Origin of the sequence: Clostridium guangxiense (genome assembly GCF_021043395.1) — a bacterium.
Lineage (GTDB): Bacteria > Bacillota > Clostridia > Clostridiales > Clostridiaceae > Clostridium_S > Clostridium_S guangxiense.
The window spans coordinates 217,491-236,620 of record NZ_JAJNKE010000002.1 but is presented as its reverse complement, the minus strand read 5'-3'; the positions used below and the strand labels follow the sequence as shown (position 1 = coordinate 236,620).

The 19,130-nt window shown below is 30.7% G+C and carries 14 protein-coding genes and 1 riboswitch; of the genes, 4 read left to right on the top strand and 10 right to left on the bottom strand.

Features of this window, described 5'->3' with window-relative positions; all coding sequences use genetic code 11:
• The first annotated feature begins 21 nt into the window (after positions 1–21).
• Positions 22–879, top strand: coding sequence for a helix-turn-helix domain-containing protein (locus LQK79_RS02965; protein WP_053242911.1), 858 nt, complete (start codon positions 22–24; stop codon positions 877–879).
• Positions 880–1,017: 138 nt separating this feature from the next.
• On the opposite strand, the gene abc-f is transcribed toward LQK79_RS02965, so the two are convergent.
• From abc-f to LQK79_RS02925, 8 genes are all read right to left on the bottom strand, one after another.
• Positions 1,018–2,664: a ribosomal protection-like ABC-F family protein gene (abc-f, locus tag LQK79_RS02960; protein ID WP_231015471.1), complete on the bottom strand. Its 1,647-nt coding sequence runs from the start codon at positions 2,662–2,664 to the stop codon at positions 1,018–1,020.
• Positions 2,665–3,297: 633 nt separating this feature from the next.
• Positions 3,298–4,770 (bottom strand): DUF4179 domain-containing protein, encoded by a 1,473-nt coding sequence (locus LQK79_RS02955; RefSeq protein WP_053242912.1) that lies wholly within the window; start codon positions 4,768–4,770, stop codon positions 3,298–3,300.
• The gene (locus LQK79_RS02950; RefSeq protein WP_053242913.1) at positions 4,760–5,284 is read right to left on the bottom strand and encodes a sigma-70 family RNA polymerase sigma factor; all 525 of its coding nucleotides are present in this window, start codon (positions 5,282–5,284) and stop codon (positions 4,760–4,762) included. Before LQK79_RS02950 ends, LQK79_RS02955 begins: the two co-directional genes overlap by 11 nt.
• Before the next feature lie 275 nt (positions 5,285–5,559).
• Positions 5,560–6,459: a delta-lactam-biosynthetic de-N-acetylase gene (gene pdaA, locus LQK79_RS02945; RefSeq protein ID WP_407928504.1), complete on the bottom strand. Its 900-nt coding sequence runs from the start codon at positions 6,457–6,459 to the stop codon at positions 5,560–5,562.
• A 141-nt stretch (positions 6,460–6,600) separates the two neighbouring features.
• Entirely contained in the window at positions 6,601–8,175 is a 1,575-nt protein-coding gene (locus LQK79_RS02940; protein WP_231015467.1) for a DEAD/DEAH box helicase, read from the bottom strand.
• Between the two features lie 118 nt (positions 8,176–8,293).
• The gene (locus tag LQK79_RS02935; RefSeq protein ID WP_053242914.1) at positions 8,294–8,452 is read right to left on the bottom strand and encodes a zinc-ribbon domain-containing protein; all 159 of its coding nucleotides are present in this window, start codon (positions 8,450–8,452) and stop codon (positions 8,294–8,296) included.
• 150 nt (positions 8,453–8,602) lie between these two features.
• Positions 8,603–9,334 (bottom strand): TrmH family RNA methyltransferase, encoded by a 732-nt coding sequence (locus LQK79_RS02930; protein ID WP_231015465.1) that lies wholly within the window; start codon positions 9,332–9,334, stop codon positions 8,603–8,605.
• A 318-nt stretch (positions 9,335–9,652) separates the two neighbouring features.
• On the bottom strand, positions 9,653–11,836 hold the full coding sequence (locus LQK79_RS02925; RefSeq protein WP_231015464.1) for an alpha-galactosidase: 2,184 nt from the start codon (positions 11,834–11,836) through the stop codon (positions 9,653–9,655).
• Positions 11,837–12,159: 323 nt separating this feature from the next.
• Here LQK79_RS02925 and LQK79_RS02920 point away from each other — a divergent pair, with 323 nt between their 5' ends.
• The 3 genes from LQK79_RS02920 (at position 12,160) to LQK79_RS02910 (ending at position 16,108) form a co-directional block, all read left to right on the top strand.
• Positions 12,160–12,978, top strand: coding sequence for an AraC family transcriptional regulator (locus LQK79_RS02920; RefSeq protein ID WP_231015463.1), 819 nt, complete (start codon positions 12,160–12,162; stop codon positions 12,976–12,978).
• Positions 12,979–12,993: 15 nt separating this feature from the next.
• Positions 12,994–14,892, top strand: a complete 1,899-nt coding sequence (locus tag LQK79_RS02915) for an ABC-F family ATP-binding cassette domain-containing protein (protein ID WP_231015462.1) — start codon at positions 12,994–12,996, stop codon at positions 14,890–14,892.
• 343 nt (positions 14,893–15,235) lie between these two features.
• On the top strand, positions 15,236–16,108 hold the full coding sequence (locus LQK79_RS02910) for an aminoglycoside 6-adenylyltransferase (protein ID WP_053241801.1): 873 nt from the start codon (positions 15,236–15,238) through the stop codon (positions 16,106–16,108).
• Between the two features lie 258 nt (positions 16,109–16,366).
• Here the strand turns inward: LQK79_RS02910 and LQK79_RS02905 are convergent, their stop codons facing one another.
• Both LQK79_RS02905 and thiC read right to left on the bottom strand, forming a co-directional pair.
• On the bottom strand, positions 16,367–17,104 hold the full coding sequence (locus LQK79_RS02905; protein ID WP_231015460.1) for a DUF2161 domain-containing phosphodiesterase: 738 nt from the start codon (positions 17,102–17,104) through the stop codon (positions 16,367–16,369).
• A gap of 403 nt (positions 17,105–17,507) precedes the next feature.
• The gene (thiC, locus tag LQK79_RS02900; protein ID WP_053241800.1) at positions 17,508–18,821 is read right to left on the bottom strand and encodes a phosphomethylpyrimidine synthase ThiC; all 1,314 of its coding nucleotides are present in this window, start codon (positions 18,819–18,821) and stop codon (positions 17,508–17,510) included.
• A gap of 94 nt (positions 18,822–18,915) precedes the next feature.
• A riboswitch (TPP riboswitch) is annotated at positions 18,916–19,023 on the bottom strand.
• Between the last annotated feature and the right edge of the window lie 107 nt (positions 19,024–19,130).

The window sequence follows — 19,130 nt, the reverse complement described above, 5'->3', positions numbered from 1 at the left end:
AAGTAATTTGGGGGTGTTATTATGCTGAACATAACTGGATACTATCAAGAAACTTTTGAAGGAATTGAAGATGACAGTGATGATATTATTGTTAATAGTGTAGGACATCAAAAATTAATCACTAAAAACAAATTTGAAACAATAAGACCATGTGGACGACGTGATTTTCAAATTCTTTACCTTGCAAATGGACTTGGACACTACAAATTTGGTAATTCCTTTCAAACTGCAAAAGCAGGAACCTTTATTGTATATTTTCCAAATTACGAACAAAATTATCATTATTTACTTCATGAAAATCCAGAAATATATTGGATTCACTTTACAGGACATAATGCAGCTTCTTTATTAAAAAATTCTGGTTATTCACATACTGGTTTTTATACAATATCAATAAATAATAAATATGATGACTTGTTTAATAAAATAATTCAAGAAATTCAACTAAAACGATCCAATTACTTGCTTTTAACAAAATTATACTTACAAGAAATTGTAGCAAATATGTCTCGTGACACCTCAGAACAAAATACAGCACATCATGCTAAAAACGATATAATATTCAATTCAATACAATTTTTTCAAAGTAGCTATCAAGAGAATATCAATATCGAAAATTTCGCATTGGAGAACAATTTAAGTTACAACTACTTCATAAAAATATTTAAGGATTTTACTCAAATGACACCCAATCAATACATTATTCAAGCTCGCTTATCCAAAGCTAAAAATCTGCTGCTTGATTCTAACTACAATGTATGTGAAATTGCTGCAATGGTTGGATATGATAATCCCTTGTACTTCAGTCATATTTTTAAAAAATACACAGGAGATACACCAACTGGCTTCAGAAATAACACCCGAAATATTTTTCTTTAAATACTCTTTTATGATTTACAGCTACTAATATACCTGCTATAGGTTTACCGGCTCAACTATTAAGTTATACATGCCTCATAATGCCAAGAACATGGCGTTTTGAAACATGTATAACTTAAGTTTCAGCACAGTAGCCCTTTATAAGCTTTGTTTTACTTCTCTAAGCCTTTTGAGAATCCTTTTGTACTCCGCATCCAATTCTTGAATATCATCATTTTTTTCAGGCATAGAAAGCCTTCCTATGATTTCAGATAATTTATTCTCTAAAATCATTTTCTCGTTCTTAGCACTAACATTTACATCCTTAGGTTTATTTATAAACTTCAAGTAATCATCATAATTTCCTCTAAAGGTATTTATTTTATGATTTTTTATAGTAAATATATCGGTTGCAACTTTTTTTATAAATTTTCTATCATGAGATACAAATAAAACTGTTCCGGCATAATCTTTCAAAACCTCTTCTAATGCCTCAATTGAATATAAATCTAGATAGTTAGTTGGCTCATCTAATATAAGCATATTGCTTCCTGTAAGAATCATCTGCGCAAAAGAAAGCTTTACTCTCTCCCCTCCGCTTAAAACTGAAACTTCTTTATATACATCTTCTCTTTTAAACAAAAGTCTTGATAAAATAAGTCTTGCAAAAGCTTCATCATAAACAGAAGTTTTCATCACATTGTAAAGCACTGTTTTACTTTCATCTAAAATGCTTAAATCCTGGCTAAAATATCCTATCTCAAGTGCTTTTGAAATTTTTATTTTCTCCTTATCATTTAGTATCATCTTTATTAAGGTTGTTTTTCCGCAGCCGTTATCTCCAATTAAAGCCACTTTAGCCCCACTAAATACTTCAAATTCAGCATTGTTAAATATTGTTCTTTTTCCAAATGCTTTATTAATATTTTCGCCTGAAATAACAACTCTAGAATGTACTTTATTTAATGCCTCAAAATCAATGTTTGCCTTTTCTACATTCACAACTTTTTCCTTTGCCTCTAAGTGCTCAATTCTTGAATAAATAGCCTTTCTTGTTTTATCTAACTTTGCCTTAGATTTTTGATTTCCCATTTTTCTATGAAGTCTAGCTTCAGAATTTCCCATTCTCTTAGGTGCCTTTTTCATTGATACAGTTTTACTTTCAATTTTAACTGCCGCCCTTTCAAGCCTTTCTTTTTCCTTTACATACTGAGTGTATTCAAACTCTTTTCTATCTTTTTCCATTTTCTTTTGATTTATAAATTGAGAGTAGTTTCCGTCATATAGTTTAACTTTTCCATTTTCAATTTCAAGTATCTTGTTACAAACACTGTCCAAAAGTTCTCTATCATGTGAAACAAGCATTACACTACCATTAAAATTTAACAGCATTTCTTCAAATATTTTTACAGCTGATATATCTAAATTTGATGTTGGCTCATCTGCAAATAAAATGCTGCTTTTTTTACTAAAGGCTTCTGCTATTTTAAACCTTGTTTTTTCTCCACCGCTTAGATTACTATTGTCTTTATTTTTCAAATTAAATTTACTGCATAATTCATTATCCTTAAATTCATAATTAGGTTCTTCAAGCTGACTTATATAAGAATAACTTCCATAATGCTTTATATCCCCTTCATCTTTTTCAATTTTTGTGCAAAATATATTAAGTAGTGTGCTTTTACCCGCCCCATTTACTCCAACTATACCTATTTTATCTTCACTATAAACCTTTAAATTATCTATTTCTAAAATTAATCTATCTCCAAAATACTTTTTTAAATTATTTATTTCTAAATTTAGCATAAAAAAAATTCCTCCCATTTGGTTAGAGAGAAACTAAATACTTTAATCATTAAATTTAATGTACCCTTTTTAAATATTACGAACTAAATCAATTCACAATTCACAATGCACAGTTCACAATGAAGGATGATTTTCTTCCGTTTCACTACAGAAAATCTAAAACTTATTGCTTACGCCATTTCAAGATAATACCTTGTTATGTTCGTTCAGCCAGCTGAACATCATACCAGTTTTTTATATAATTTTAGATTTATCTGACGAAAGGAAGATCAACATATGCGAGGTTTGGACAGAGTCCATTATCCTTCTAAAACTATATATTTGTAATCTTTTTATACCTTCACTGTGCATTGTGCATTGATTAAATTGGTTCGCAATATTTATTGTACAATAAATAATCAATTTTATATAAAAGTATGTAGTAATCCTCTCTAGAATATTATTGCATCACAAAAAAACATACTCGTGTACATATTTTTAAAACCTTGTGATGTTATTTGTTCTAAAAAAGATTACTTTCGCATCGCTTACATACCTTATCCTTTCAAAATATTATGATTATTATAACTCACTAATTTATATTTAACAAGTAAAATTGGCTGAAATACTACTCTCAGCCAATCAGTTCTTTAATTATCTATAAGAATTATTTATTATAACTTCATCTTCATCATAAATTAAATTTTTATCTGCACCTAAAATTTTGAACTCTGTTGGAGTACTAGTTTCCTTATGTTTCACTGTTATCTTATCACTAATATTAGCATCTTCTAGGGCATTACTTTCTCCGTCAATACTAATCTGCTTTTCAATATCCTTAAGATTAGGAACTTCTTTAACTAATGAAGCATACACTTTATCTCTATAGGCTTGATCTATAAATTTGACTTTACCTCTTTTAGGAATTTCCCTCCAGCCATTATTTTCTGATGAATCATTTGAAGGCGGCTGACAAAAATCAAATTCAACACTATTGTATATTTTATTATTTTTTTCATATTCTACATTATAATTTGTAGAATCCTTCTTTTCTTCAATTGAAGTTATTTTAATTTTTTCTCCATTATAATTAATCTCCATTGGAAGCTTATTTTTATCTATCTTATATACTTGTGAATTATTAGACTTATATTTCACTTCCATAGCAATTAATTTTATTCCTATTTGGCTCAAATTTTTATAATATACAGACTCAAATTCACGTGTTCCAAAATATCCTACATTTTCTCCAACTCCATATTCAACATTTCCACCAGGCTTATTAGAAATAGCCATTCCACCTCCAGGTCCAAAGTCCTCTCCAATATCTCCATTTACATATTCATTACCTAATCTTATGGAAAACATAGGATGTACCATTGATATACTCTTGTCTTTAGGAACAAAACTGTAATCCAAAATGCTTTTGAGCACTCCAACTTTAAGGCAATTAATCTTTAAAGTACCTATATCAAGAGCATATTCTTTATTTATATTAATTGTTTTGGTCTTTTGCATTGGAACCTGCATTTTTAATGACCAATCGACCTTCAAGTTCGAATTTTTTCCATAAATAAATGCATTTAAGTCAGCAAGTAAACTTTTCGAACCTTTTCCATCACTAAATGCAACAGTGTAAACTTGTATAGTGACAGGATTCTCATGCATATAATTTATAGCATCTTTATCCATTGTTATACAAAAAGCTTTTTCATTATCTTTTAAATATTCATTAGGAGTAGTGTATCCCCAGGTTGTAAATGCTTTACCATCTTTATCGCCAAATTTAACACTATTTATAGAATACCTTGGATCAGATACATCATAAATAACCTCCATACCCGTATCATCTGCGACAATTTCTTTTATAGTAAAGGTAACATTTTTATATTTAAAAACCTTATTTATTTTAGTAATATTATTGTGCTGACGGGCCAAGTCTATTTCCTGTTTATAAGGAATACTATCTGTATACTGAGCATATGCAAAAACAGAGGTTGGCAAAATTATTCCACATCCAATTAAAGCTGCTGCTGCCATATGAAGTTTTTTTCTTTTATTTTTAACATGCTTTCTAAGTTTTCTTTCAACATTATCCATTAAATCATCCGGAATATTAGTATTCATTTTTAAGACCTCCATTTATACATTTCAAAACATTTAAACTTCTATATATTTTTGTCTTAATCGTACTTAAAGGCATGTCCATAATATTTGATATTTCTTTTATGGAATAATCCTTAAGATACCTAAGTGCTAGTATATCTCTCTCGTCTTTTTTTAATTTAGAAAGAAGCCCTTCAATGATAATTTTATCATCAACAGACCTATAGGAAAATTCATCTCTTACAAAATTCAATTCTTCCTCTGAAGATGCTTTTACTTTTTCCCTAATGCTTCTTCTACACACATTTATAAGAACAGAAATATACCATGAATAAAATTTTTCTGGATTTCTTAATTGTTTTATTTTATCAAAAGCCTTTATTGCCGCCTCCGATATGCAATCCTCAGCATCATATTTATTTTTTGTATAAGTAAAGGAAATTTTATATATAAGCTCCTCTTTTTCTCTTAAAAGCTTCATAAATGCTGAAATATCCCCATTTTTGCTTTTTATAACAAGCTCTTCTACATCCATTTGTTACCTTCTTTCAACTGCTGCAGCACCTTTTATCTTACATACATTAGATAACTTACGAGTATAAAAAGTTTCAATAAATAAAAAAATCTTATTGAATTTAAAAAATAATCCAAACCTTAAACCAGAGTACAGATGACAGAGTACAAAGTACAGTAAAGGACTATTACTATACTCTGTACTCTGTACTTTGTACTCTGATTCTTGGTTCGTATTATTTTTATAGTGTAACCAACCACTTTAGGTTTATTAATTGGATTTAATTGCATAAAACACTACTGTTTCACCAGTTCATCTACTGTTTCTATCTTATATCCTTCTTTTTCAAATCTAGTTAAAAGTTCATCCATTATATCACTATTTGTTTTTGATACAGCATGCAAAAGAAGTACAGAACCATTATGTGTTTTGTCCATTATTCTTTTTATTGCAAATTCATGAGAAGGCTGTTTATTTTGTTCCCAATCTTCATAAGCAAAACTCCAGAATATAGTCTTATACCCCAATTTTTTTGTAGTATAAAGAGATAATTCACTATATCTTCCCATAGGTGGTCTAAAATACTTAGGCATTTTTTTACCTGTTACTTTTGTATAGGCATCTTCAACATCTGTAAGTTCCTTTTTAAATTTATTCTCATCTATTATTGATGGCATAGATGGATGCCTTGCGCTATGATTACATACTAAATGCCCTTCGTTAACCATTCTCTTTACTAAATCAGGGTTTTGAGCTATATACGGTTTAACGACAAAGAATGCTGCTTTAACATTGTGCTTTTTTAAGGCATCTAAAATTTTTCCTGTATAACCTTTTTCATATCCTTCATCAAAGGTTAGATATATTATTTTTTTAGATTGATCTCCCATGTAATAGCAGTCATATTTAGGTACAAACTTTGAAGATTCCTTTGGTGGTCCAGGAGTTACATTTTTGCCTGGATTCATATAGTACCACTCATATGCTCTAGAACTAAGTCCATTGTAATATTTAGAAAAAAATACATTTTTGAGCTGATCTAGTACAGGTTCTTTTATATATTCTTTAATTTCCTCCTGCTTCTCTGATTGCTTATCTAAAGTCTTGCTGCTACTTTGAGCTGCTGCACTATAGAAAAAACAATTAATTGTCAAAACAAAAGCCATAAAACCACACAAAATTTTACCTTTCAACAAATTTCACCTCCATTTTTAGTATGTTCAATCTGCCGATAATAATTAATATAAATAAAATTAATTTTTTGCATACCAAAAAGCCATCTAAAGTTTTAAATACCTAAAGACAGCTTTCCATAAAATATTATAATAAATTATTTTCTATTTATTACTATTTGATATTTCTACATTTACTTTTCTTCCATTTAATTTCTTGCCCCGTACATTTTTTATTATAACTTCTGTAAATCTTTCTGGAACATCAATAAATGTAAACTTATCGAGTATATCTATATCGCCAATTTCGTTTCCTTCTACTCCTGATGCTTTATCTATAAACTCAAGAAGCTTCTTAACATTGACTTTATCTTTTCTTCCTACATTGATAAATAATCTTACATTTGAGTCAACGCCTATTGAATTTTCAGTATAGTCAAAACTTATTTCCTTTTCAAAAAGCATTTGCATAAGAGCAGCTGATATATCTACTAGATTATACTCATCATCTAATTTCTCAACAAAAGGAACATACTTCTTGAAATCATTTTTTTCTATATTTTTCTTTATCTTTTCAAGCATATTGTTATACTTTGTTTCAAAAATATCATCAACAGTTGGTATATCTTTTCTCTTTATTTTACTCTTTGTAAACTTTTCAATTTGTTTAAGCATTACATACTCTTTAGGAGTTACTAGTGAGTATGCTATTCCTTCTTTATTTGCTCTTCCTGTTCTTCCTATTCTATGAACATAAGATTCAATATCCTGTGGTATATCATAATTTATAACATGTGATATATCATGAACGTCTATTCCTCTGGCAGCAACATCCGTAGCTACAAGGAAATCAAGTGTATTTTCCTTAAACTTTTTCAAAGTATTTATTCTCTGATTCTGGTTCATATCACCATGCATTCCCTCAACATTGTATCCTCTAACCTGCATGGATTCAACAAGCTCATCTACGCCTCTTTTAGTCTTGCAAAATATTATAGTACTTTCAGGCTCATCTGCATCTATAATTCTGCATAAAGTTTCAAATTTATCTTTATTCTTTACTTCAAAATAATATTGTTTTATCTTTTCAACAGTTAAAGAATTTTTAACTATAGCAATGTGCTTTACTTCATTTTTCATGTATCTTGAAGCTAATTTTTTTATAGGTGCTGGCATTGTTGCTGAAAAAAGCATTGTTTGTCTGTCATCATTACTAGATTTTATTATTGATTCTATATCATCTATAAATCCCATATCAAGCATTTCATCTGCTTCATCCAAAACAAGAAACTTAATGCTATCAAGTTTTATTGTCTTTCTATTTATATGGTCTTTTATTCTTCCAGGAGTACCAACTATTATATTAACTCCTCTTTTAATTGATTTTATCTGTCTATCTATAGACTGACCTCCATAAACAGGTAATATTCTAGTTCTGGCATACCTTGCAAGTCTATTTAATTCGTCTGTAATTTGAATTGCAAGTTCCCTTGTTGGGGTTAGTATCAAAGCATCTATCCCATTTGTTTTTTCCTCATCTGATATCTTACTTATAATAGGGGCACCAAATGCGAGTGTCTTTCCTGTTCCTGTTTGTGCCTGACCTATCATATCATTTCCTTCAAGTACAACTGGAATTGCTTCTGCTTGAATTTGAGAAGGTTCTTCAAATCCCATATCATCTATTGCCTTTAATACGCTGCCACTTAACGCTAAATCATTAAATTTTATATTTTCCATTAAATCTTTCCTTTCCTAGATACTTACGATTATTATTTAAAGTATAATAATCGAATTGTTTAAGATACATAAAAATGGCTGTTGACGAGATCAACAGCCACTAAAAGTTCTCTTTTAATTATTTTCTGAAGGATCTATTTTGCTTTCTTGATTTTCTGCATTCAGGGCATCTTACTGGATCATTTTCAAATCCTTTTTCTTTATAGAATTCCTGTTCTCCCTCAGTGAAAACAAATTCTTTACCACAATCTTTACAAACGATAGTCTTATCAGCCATATTAAACATCTCCTTTTTTTAGTTCTAATCTAATAAATAAAAATTTCAATTTCCATAAAAAAAGGAGATGTGAATTTCTTATATATTAAATTACCTTATTTATAATATCACACAAAGTTCCTTAATGCAAGATGCTTTTAAGGCTTAGCATTATTTGCTTTTTAATGAAAACTCATATATTGCAATACCTGCAGCTATAGTCAAATTAAGTGAATCTATAGTCTTTTGATGAGGTATAAGTACACTTGTTCCATACTCAAGAAAATTGTCACTTAACCCCGCTGCTTCATTACCAAATACTATTGAAAAAGACTTATCTTTTTTAATTTCTAAGCTATCTAAAGTCACTGCACCTTTTAACATAAAAGGATATATATCATGTTCACTATTTTCCTTAATATAATCTTCAAAACAATCGTAATGAGTAAAATTCAATTTAAAGATTGCTCCCATAGAGGCCCTTACTACCTTCGGATTAAATAAATCTGCACCGTGGCCTATAACAGCAAGATTATTTATTCCAAAACCAATCATGGTTCTTATAATTGTTCCTACATTACCCATATTGCTAGGATCTACAAGTACAACATGGCTTTTACTCTTATTAATATGTGATTTAAACTTTTTAAAAACTCCTATTACGTAGCAATTTTCTTTAGGACTTAATTTATTAAAAAGTTTATCATTTTTCTCTACCTCTATATTCTTACCATTACAAACATTATATATACTATCTTCTGATGATTTTTTATCATAATTAGTGCTTACTAAAACTTTTACTACAGCTTCAGGTTTGAAATTGATGAGTTCCATTGTTGGAAATGCACCAAAAGTATAAGAATAATCAAAATCCTTTTTATAACTTTTTAATTTAAAATCCATATCTAAATCTCCTACTACATTTATTTTAAGCAAAAGCACTTTTTTATTATAATACTATTTCTTATGCATTTCAAACGTCATATGTAGGAAGATGTGAAAAAGGTATTCTATAGGTTTTACTATACTGCACATAAAGCCTTATGAGCGGCTCGTAAAAAAGAATACCTATATTTTTCACATGCTCCTGTAGATATACTACTTGAAGCATTAAAATTAACAAAAAGTTGTTTTAGTAGCATTTAACTTATAATAATCAGTTCACAATGCACAATGAAGGATAATTTTAGCATTGCATTCTTAGGCTTTCAGGTAATATTTCTATACCTCTTTAAGCCTCCACATAATACTCGAAAAATCTTTTGTTTCCCTTGGCACTTCAATTCCAATATACATAAGCTCATCTCCACTGCAAATCATATCTTCGCCAATTATTTCATACATAGTGCTTGGATCCAAACCTTGAAGCTTAATTCTAATTGGAAGAATATTAGGCTCCGCAAGAACTTTAAAATATGATACTACAGCTTCCTTTTTATCCTCCGTAACAGATATCCATGAAGTTTCATTTCCTTCAAAAGGACTCAATATTCTATAAAAGTCACCAAACTGAATGATATGTCTTATTTCTTTATAAATTTCCACCTGTTTTTTAACAATAATTTTTTCTTCTTCCGTGAGCTTTGTAAGATCTAGTTCATATCCAAAATTACCTGCCATGGCTACATTTCCTCTAGTCTCCATGTCTGTTATTCTTCCAATCTGATGATTTGGGCATGCTGACACATGTGCCCCCATTGAAATGTTAGGATAAACTACACTTGTTCCATACTGAATTTTAAGTCTTTCAACAGCGTCTGTACAATCACTTGTCCAAGTTTGAGACATGTAATATAAAATTCCTGGATCAAACCTCCCACCACCAGATGCACAGCTCTCAAAAAGAACATTTGGAAATCTAGAAGTTATTTCATCCATAACCCTGTATAGTCCAAGTACGTATCTATGTGCCGTTTCCCTTTGATGTTCAGATGACAGCTTTTCAGAACCTATTTCAGTATATGGCCTATTCATGTCCCATTTTACATATGATATATTGGCATTCTTAAGTATCTCAGACATAAATCTTACTATTTCGTCGCATACATCCTTTCTTGACAAATCGAGAACAAGCTGATTCCTTTGATGCTTGCCACTGGATCTTTCCCTATCAGAAACATGAAGACACCAATCTTGATGTTTTCTATATAAATCACTATCAGGTGAAACCATCTCAGGTTCAAACCATATTCCAAAAGCTAGTCCCATGTCATTTACATCTTTCACAAGCTTATGAAGCCCATTTGGAAGTTTATTTCTATCTTCAACCCAATCACCTAACGAACAGTTATCTGAATTTCTCTTTCCAAACCATCCGTCATCTAGCACAAATAGTTCTATGCCAAGTTCGCTTCCAGCTTTTGCTATATCCTTTATTTTTTCCTCAGTAAAATTAAAATATGTTGCCTCCCAGTTATTTATAAGTATTGGTCTTTCTTTATCTCTATAAAGTCCCCTACAAAGTCTATTTCTATAAAGTTTATGATAAGTCCTTGACATATCTCCAAGCCCATTTTTTGAGTAAACCATTACAACTTCTGGTGTTCTAAAACTTTCCCCTGGGGTCATTACCCATGAAAAATCAAACGGGTTTATACCTATATTTACTCTTGCTTTTAAAAATTGGTCAACATAAACTTCTGCTAAAAAATTTCCACTATAAACAAGGCTAAAACCAAAAACTTCTCCGTTAATTTCATCCGTATTTTTGCTTAATAATGCAATAAAAGGATTTTGTTGAGCACTGCTAAAACCTCTTGCACTATCAACTGCTTGAATACCAGGAACAAGAGCATGTCTATAAATACTTTTTTCTCTAGCCCAAGAACCAGAAAGCTGTAGCATATCATAATTTGAGCTGTCAAAATCAACACTTGCACTCATTACCTTTAATAACTTTAACTTTTCTCTTCCGTAATTTATAAATTTTGTTGATCTTGTAATAACATTATAATTTTTAAAAACCGTATAAGTAAGTACTACGTTTAGCCCTGTGAGCTTGTCAATCATTGTAATTTCAAGAGTATCAGCTTCATCATCATTTTCAACATATGTAGCTGGTAACCCTTCAAGCTTTGGTTTTCCACCGTATATTTTATATGAATTATATACTAAGTTGCTTATTGTGCTTCCATTCTCAAGTTGTACATGATAAGCTGGGCTTCTAAAATCACCAGTTCCATAAGCTGGATATTCCTGAGGTAATACATCCATATTAAAGCTTGTAACCTTTGGGTCATAATTCAAGGTGGATATTATTGATTTATTTCTAAAATTTATGTTCTTTATTGTCCTCCCCCAATAGGCATGGGCAATTTTCCCATCATCACATATTTGAATTATATAACTCATATCTGCAGCTTTTAAATGAAATATTTTTTCTTCTTCACTGTAACTTATTAGCATTAAAATCATCTCCTTAATTTTATGTTTTCATTTTATAACTTTTGCTAGTTTTATAATATGGAATAATGTATACTAATGATATTACAATGTTGCTATCTTGAAAGTAAACATACGCGAGGTTTGGGCGAAGCCCATTATCCTTCTTAAACATAATTATATGCACTTTTTATAATACGCGAGGTTTGGGCAAAGCCCATTATCCTTCTTAAACATAATTATATGCACTTTTTATAATACGCGAGGTTTGGGCGAAGCCCATTATCCTTATTTAACAAGATACTATTCACTTTTTATTTATAATACACATAGAGGTGATTTTTAAAATGTTCGTAGAATACACCACTTCAAAATATGTTAACACAGACCTTAACGTAACATGCTATGGTCATCAGGCATGCTATAGTAAACATTACTGGGGACCCGGGATAAGAGATTACTATTTAATACACTATGTCATAAGAGGAAAAGGAATTCTAAAAACAGCAGAAAAAGTATATGAAGTAAATGCCGGTGAGACCTTTATTATAGAACCAAAAACTCTATCTTACTATGAAGCTGATAAGGATGATCCATGGGAATATTTTTGGATTGGTTTTAATGGTATAAGAGCAAAGCACTATGTGTCTCAAATATACGAAGAAAACACTTGTCCTATTTTTGACTGTAAAAAAAGTAATGGACTTGAACAATGCCTAAGTGAAATGTTATCTTACTCCTATGAACAAGATGGTAGGGATATAATTCTTCAATCTTATTTATATAAATTCATTTACCTTTTAATTAAAAGTATTGGTATAGATAAAAGAAATACTCAAAACAATATTGCAGAAAAATACGTAAATGATGCTGCCGCATATATATGCAATAATTATAGTAATGATATAAAAGTATGCGATATAGCTAAATATGTTAACATTACAAGGGCGTATCTTTTTAGACTTTTTAAAAAATACTTGCATACTTCTCCGCAGCAATTTTTAATAAACTTGAGAATGGAAAAAGCCTCCGAACTTCTTAAAAATCCATGTTTTACTATTGGTCATGTAGCACGTTCTGTGGGTTATAGAGATGTACTTTTGTTTTCTAAAATATTCAAGAAAAATATTGGTATATCTCCTAGTGAATTTAGGAAACAAATATGAAAGGATAATTGTCTTATGAATTTAATAACTCTTAATAATATATCAAAAAGTTATGGTGAAAAAACTATTCTAAACGATATAACTTTTACTATAAATTCAGGTGAAAAAATAGGTTTAATTGGAATAAATGGGACTGGTAAATCAACTCTCCTTAAAATAATCTGTGGACTTACAGACTATGATTCTGGCAGTATAACAACTTCAAATGAACTTTCAATAAGCTATCTTTCACAAAATACATATTTTGACGATGACTCAACAGTTATGGAACAAATTTTTAAAGGTAACTCAAAAGAAGTAACAACTTTAAAAGCTTATGAAAAAGCAGTTCAAGATGCAGAAATTCACCAACAGGATAGAAGAACTCAAAAACTTATTGTTGATTTGACCCAAGAATTAGACGCTTTAAACTTATGGGATATGGAAAGTGAAGCAAAAACCATACTTACAAAGCTTGGAATTAAAAATTTTGAAGAAAAGATAAGAAATCTATCTGGTGGACAAAAAAAGAGAATTGCTCTAGCAAGTGCTCTTATAACTCCCTCTAATCTTTTGATTTTAGACGAACCAACCAACCATCTCGACAGTGAAACAATTTTGTGGCTTGAAAAATACCTAACTCAAAAAAAAGGTGCAGTATTTATGATAACTCACGATAGATATTTTCTTGACAGAATCACAAACAACATGTTTGAACTTCACAATGGTAAAATATACACTTACACAGGAAATTATAGCGACTTTTTAAGCCAAAAACTTGAAAGAGAAGAAATGGAAAAATCCTCAGAAGAAAAAAGAGAAAATCTTTTAAGAAGAGAACTTGCGTGGATAAAAAGAGGAGCTAAAGCAAGGAGTACAAAACAAAAAGCAAGAATACAGAGATTTAACGATTTAAATGATAAAGAAGCTATAGACATACAATCCAAAATTGAAATTTCTGCGCAAAGCTCAAGGCTTGGTAAAAAAGTGATTGAACTAAAAGATATAAGAAAAAGCTTTGGCGCTAAAAAATTAATAGATGATTTTAGTTTTATTTTTTCTAAACATGATGCTGTAGGTATAGTTGGTCCAAATGGCATAGGAAAATCTACACTTCTAAATATAATAACAGGTAGCATTCTTCCTGATAATGGCATTGTAGATGTTGGTTCAACAGTTAAAATAGGATATTTTTCTCAAGAATCTAAAGATATGGATGAATCCTTAAGAGTAATTGAATATGTACGTGAAGGTGCCGAATTCATAAAAGATGAAAGTGGTGAACTTATAAGTGCTTCCAAAATGCTAGAAAACTTTCTTTTCTCAGGAGAAATGCAATGGACTCCTATCTCAAAGCTTTCTGGCGGTGAAAAAAGAAGACTCTATCTTTTAAGAATACTTATGGAAGCTCCTAATGTTCTTATACTGGATGAACCTACAAATGACCTTGATATTGAAACTCTTACAATACTTGAAGATTATCTTTACGGTTTTTCTGGTACAGTAATAACAGTTTCTCATGATAGATATTTTCTTGATAAGGTTGTAAATAAACTTATCATCTTCAAAGGTAACGGAAAAATAGAGTACAATACTGGAAATTACTCCGAATACCTTGAAAAAGCAATTTTAGATGAAGAACCTAAAACAGAAAAATTAAAACAAAATAAACCTAAAGAAGAAAAAGCTAAAAATCACAAGCTTAAATTTTCCTATAAAGAGCAAAGAGAATACGACGAAATAGATGGGTTAATCGAAACTGCAGAAACTGAACTTGCTGAGCTTGAAGATAACATAGCTTCAGCTGGAAGCAATTATGTGGCTTTACAGGAATTTTTATCCAAGAAAAAAGATCAAGAAGATAAGCTTCAAAATTTGTATGACAGATGGGAATACCTAAATGAATTAGCAGAAAAGATCAAAAATCAGAAGTAACAATATTGAAAAGTATTAAACAAAATTCATCCTGATAAACTGGAATTTAACTCAGAGTACAAAGTACAGAGGACAGAGTACAGTGAAGGATGATTTTTCTCCGCTGTCGCTACAAAAAATCTTAAACTTAATGCACGCAAAGTGCTTAAAATATAGTGCTCAGCGTAGCTGACACTATTAAGTTCTAAGATTTACCTGAGAGAAACGAAAGGTAAATCCACCTTCACTGTACTCTGCACTTTGTACTCTGTGCTCTGAATCAACTTCCAGTTTGTTAGTATAAATTTAAATCTTCAGACTGTTTATCTTTAATAGAAAACCAATTTAGATTGGGGATGTTTAAATGCGCACAGAACAAGAAATGTTTAACTTAATATTAAATGCAGCAAAGAATGATGAAAGAATTCGTGCAGTTTTTATAGAAGGCTCAAGAACAAATCCAAATGCTATAAAAGATATTTTTCAGGATTATGATATTGTATATGTTGTCAGCGAAACAAAATCCTTTCGTGAGCAAAAGAACTGGATTGATCAATTTGGAAAGCGACTATATATGCAATATCCTGATGAAAATTGTTACTATGAGCATGACATGGATGATTGTTATGGATGGCTTATGCAATTTGCTGATGGAAATCGCTTAGATTTGCATGTATGTGTATTATCACATGCTTTAAAAGAAATTAAAGAAGACAAGCTTTGCAGAATATTACTTGATAAAGATAACTGTCTACCTAATATTCCAGAAGAGACTGATGAAACTCATTGGGTCAAAAGACCAACAGAGCATCAATTTCTTGATACCTGTAATGAATATTGGTGGTGCTTAAATAATGTCGCAAAAGGATTATGGAGAGAAGAAATACCATATGTAATGGATATGATAAATTACTGTGTTCGTCCTCAATTGGTATGCCTCCTGGAATGGAGCATAGGCTTCAAAACAAATTTTTCCGTTAGTATTGGAAAATCAGGAAAATACATGTACAGGTGGTTAGAAGTCGATAAATGGGATGCATTTTTAAAAACCTATCCAGCTGGAAATGTAAAAGATATATGGAAAGCAGTTTTTGTTATGTGTGACTTATTCAACGAAATTGCTAAGGATGTATCTTGCAGCATGAATGTTAAATATAATGAAGTTGAAGCAAATAACAGTTTAAAGTTTTTAAAAGATATTCATAAGTTGCCAAAGAATGCTAAAGAAATATACTAACAAACAACTTTTCCAGTTTAAAAATAATGCGAACTAAAAACAAGAGTAGAGAGTGGAGGATGATTTATCTTACTCTCGTCAGATAAATCTAAAATTATATAAAAACTCAGTATAATGTTCAGTTAGCTGAACGAACATAACATGGGATTATTTTGAAATGGCATCAGCAATAAGTTTTAGATTTTCTGCGAAAGCAGAAAATCATCATTCACTCTACTCCTTACTCTCTACTCTGCATTTAGTTCTCAATTTTTATATTTAGTGTACTTTCATTTCATCAATTCTCTCATAGTAGTACTTTGCTAGTTCTTCATACACCTTAAGATTCTTTTTTCCTTCTTCATTTAACTCATAAACTCCTCTTGATTTTTTATCAAACCACCCATAATAATTCTTATATAAAATGGATACGGTTTTTTTGCAATCTGTTCCTATTTCGCGAAGCTTCTTTGGAGAAAGAGGACCAAATTTATCAAGGCAGCAAGCAATTTCAATTGCACTTTCTCTATAAGAAGTTACAAGCTTTTTGCCCCTTGTTCCTCCAACATTTAAATCCTTATTTCTGCCTTTAATTTCTTTTATAAGACCTGCTCTCTTTTTCTTATTTGCATTAACACTTTTTGATCTATCAAATGCCTTTGGCTCTATGACAACTTCAACAAAAGTTTTGCTGCTCTTAAAATTCACAAATATAAGTCCAAGTTCTAATCTCCTTATAAGATGACAAATATCCTTCCATTTTGAATCTACTTTCATCCTTTTTGGCTTTGGAACAGCTACATAAACTAGTTCGGAAATTTTCTGCCTTTTTACTGCTTGTGACAAGAGTTCTACAGTTAAATTCTTTTTCAGTTCAACTATAATAAGAAAATCATCTTTAATAGCCGTAACATCGCAGTCTTTAACCTCAGCCCTTACTGTATACCCCTGTTTTTCAAAGAAATCATGGATAGGCTTGTACAAATCTTCTTCTAGTATTTTTTCTTTATTTATCATAATTACACCTCATGATTAAAATATTATAAATCCCTCAACGTTTATTAGTAATTTTATCATAAAGGCTACTTAAGCAAAAATCAATTTTATTAAAATTCAATTGGTTACAAAAATTCACGCCAAAACTCCGTAGGTACGGAGGAATTTTTTCCTTGCACTACCGTAGGAGCGAAGTAATAGTGCTGAAGGAGCAATTTAAAAAGAATCCAATAAATCTTGGTAAAAAAATCATAAAATACTTAGATATTTCAATCTGTCTGAGCCAAAGGCGAGTATAAACATATACGGGGCTTGGGCTTGCCCATTATCCTTCTTGAACTCAAAGCAACCACTTTTTTTAAATAACCACTTAGATTTATGGATTCTTTTTAATGTGACGAAGCATTGTTACTTTGCATTTTTCTTAGTTATCATCTCTGAGTATGTTCACATTTTTTCCACTCATAACTTTATTCATATTTCTAACTGCACACATTTTTCCACACATGGTGCATGTATCAGGATCTTCCGGTGTCGATTCCTTCCTATATCTTATAGCTTTTTCAGGATCTATTGAAAGTTCAAAGGTAGCATTCCAATCCAACTTTTGTCTTGCTTCTGCCATCTTATCGTCCCACTCTCTTGCTCCATTAATGTTCTTTGCAATGTCAGCAGCATGCGCTGCTATTTTAGCTGCTATAATACCTTCCTTCATGTCATCTAAGTTAGGAAGCCTCAAATGCTCTGCTGGAGTAACATAGCACAGAAAATCTGCACCATTTGCAGCTGCAATTGCTCCCCCTATCGCACTCGTTATATGATCATAACCTGGAGCTATGTCCGTGACAATAGGTCCCAAAACATAAAAAGGCGCTCCATGGCACAATCTCTTCTCTATAATCATATTTGATTTTATTTCATTAATAGCCATATGACCAGGTCCTTCAATCATAACTTGTACATTTTTCTCCCAAGCTCTCTTAGTAAGTTCTCCAAGTGTAATAAGTTCCTTAATTTGACTCGGATCAGTGGAATCCTTTATACAACCGGGTCTACAAGCATCTCCAAGACTTATAGTAACATCATATTTAGCACATATTTCAAGAACCTCATCAAAATATTCATAGAATGGATTTTCCTTATTATTAAGCTCCATCCAGGCATATAATAGTGAACCGCCTCTTGAAACTATATTCATAACTCTACTATTTCTTTTAAAAACCTCAGCGGTTTCTTTGTTTATGCCTGCATGAATAGTCATAAAATCAACGCCATCTTCAGCCTGTTTTTCAACTACTCTAAGAAACTCCTCAGCTGTTATATCTTTTAATTCTTTATCATAAAATCCTACTGCATCATATATAGGAACAGTTCCTATCATTGCAGAAGAAATTTCTATAAGTTTTTTTCTAAATTCTTCTGTCTTTCCATAAGAACTTAAATCCATAATAGCTTCAGCTTTCATTTTTAATGCTGTTTTAACCTTTTTAAGTTCCATATCTACATTTGCACAATCTTTAGATATACCTAAGTTTACATTTATTTTAGTCTTAAGTCCTTCTCCAACACCTTCTGCGCTTAAAGATTTGTGATTTTTATTGGCAGGTATTACGATTTTTCCTTTTGCAATAAGATTCTTCAGCTTTTCAACGTCCATGCGCTCTTTCTCAGAGACAACTTTCATTTCCTCCGTAATTATATTTTTTCTGGCAGCATCCATTTGTGTTGTGTAATTCATAACATTTCTCCTTATCTCAATTTTATTTTTGAGTGCAGGCACATTAAAATTAAAAAAAGCTCACCCAATAAGGGTAAGCTTCTAAAATTCATAACATAATAATGCTCTGCTTCCCTACGGTAGTATTAACTACATCAAGTTCAAAGAGTTGGATTTCTCCTCTCAGCCTTCCTATGTTTATAAGGCACCTCTAGCAAAATACTATTTAATTTTAACATTATATTCTCTCTTTGTAAACTAATTTCCTGTTTTTGAATAATTAAAATCTGTTTTTCAATACAAGTACAAAACATTACGGAACTGATACAA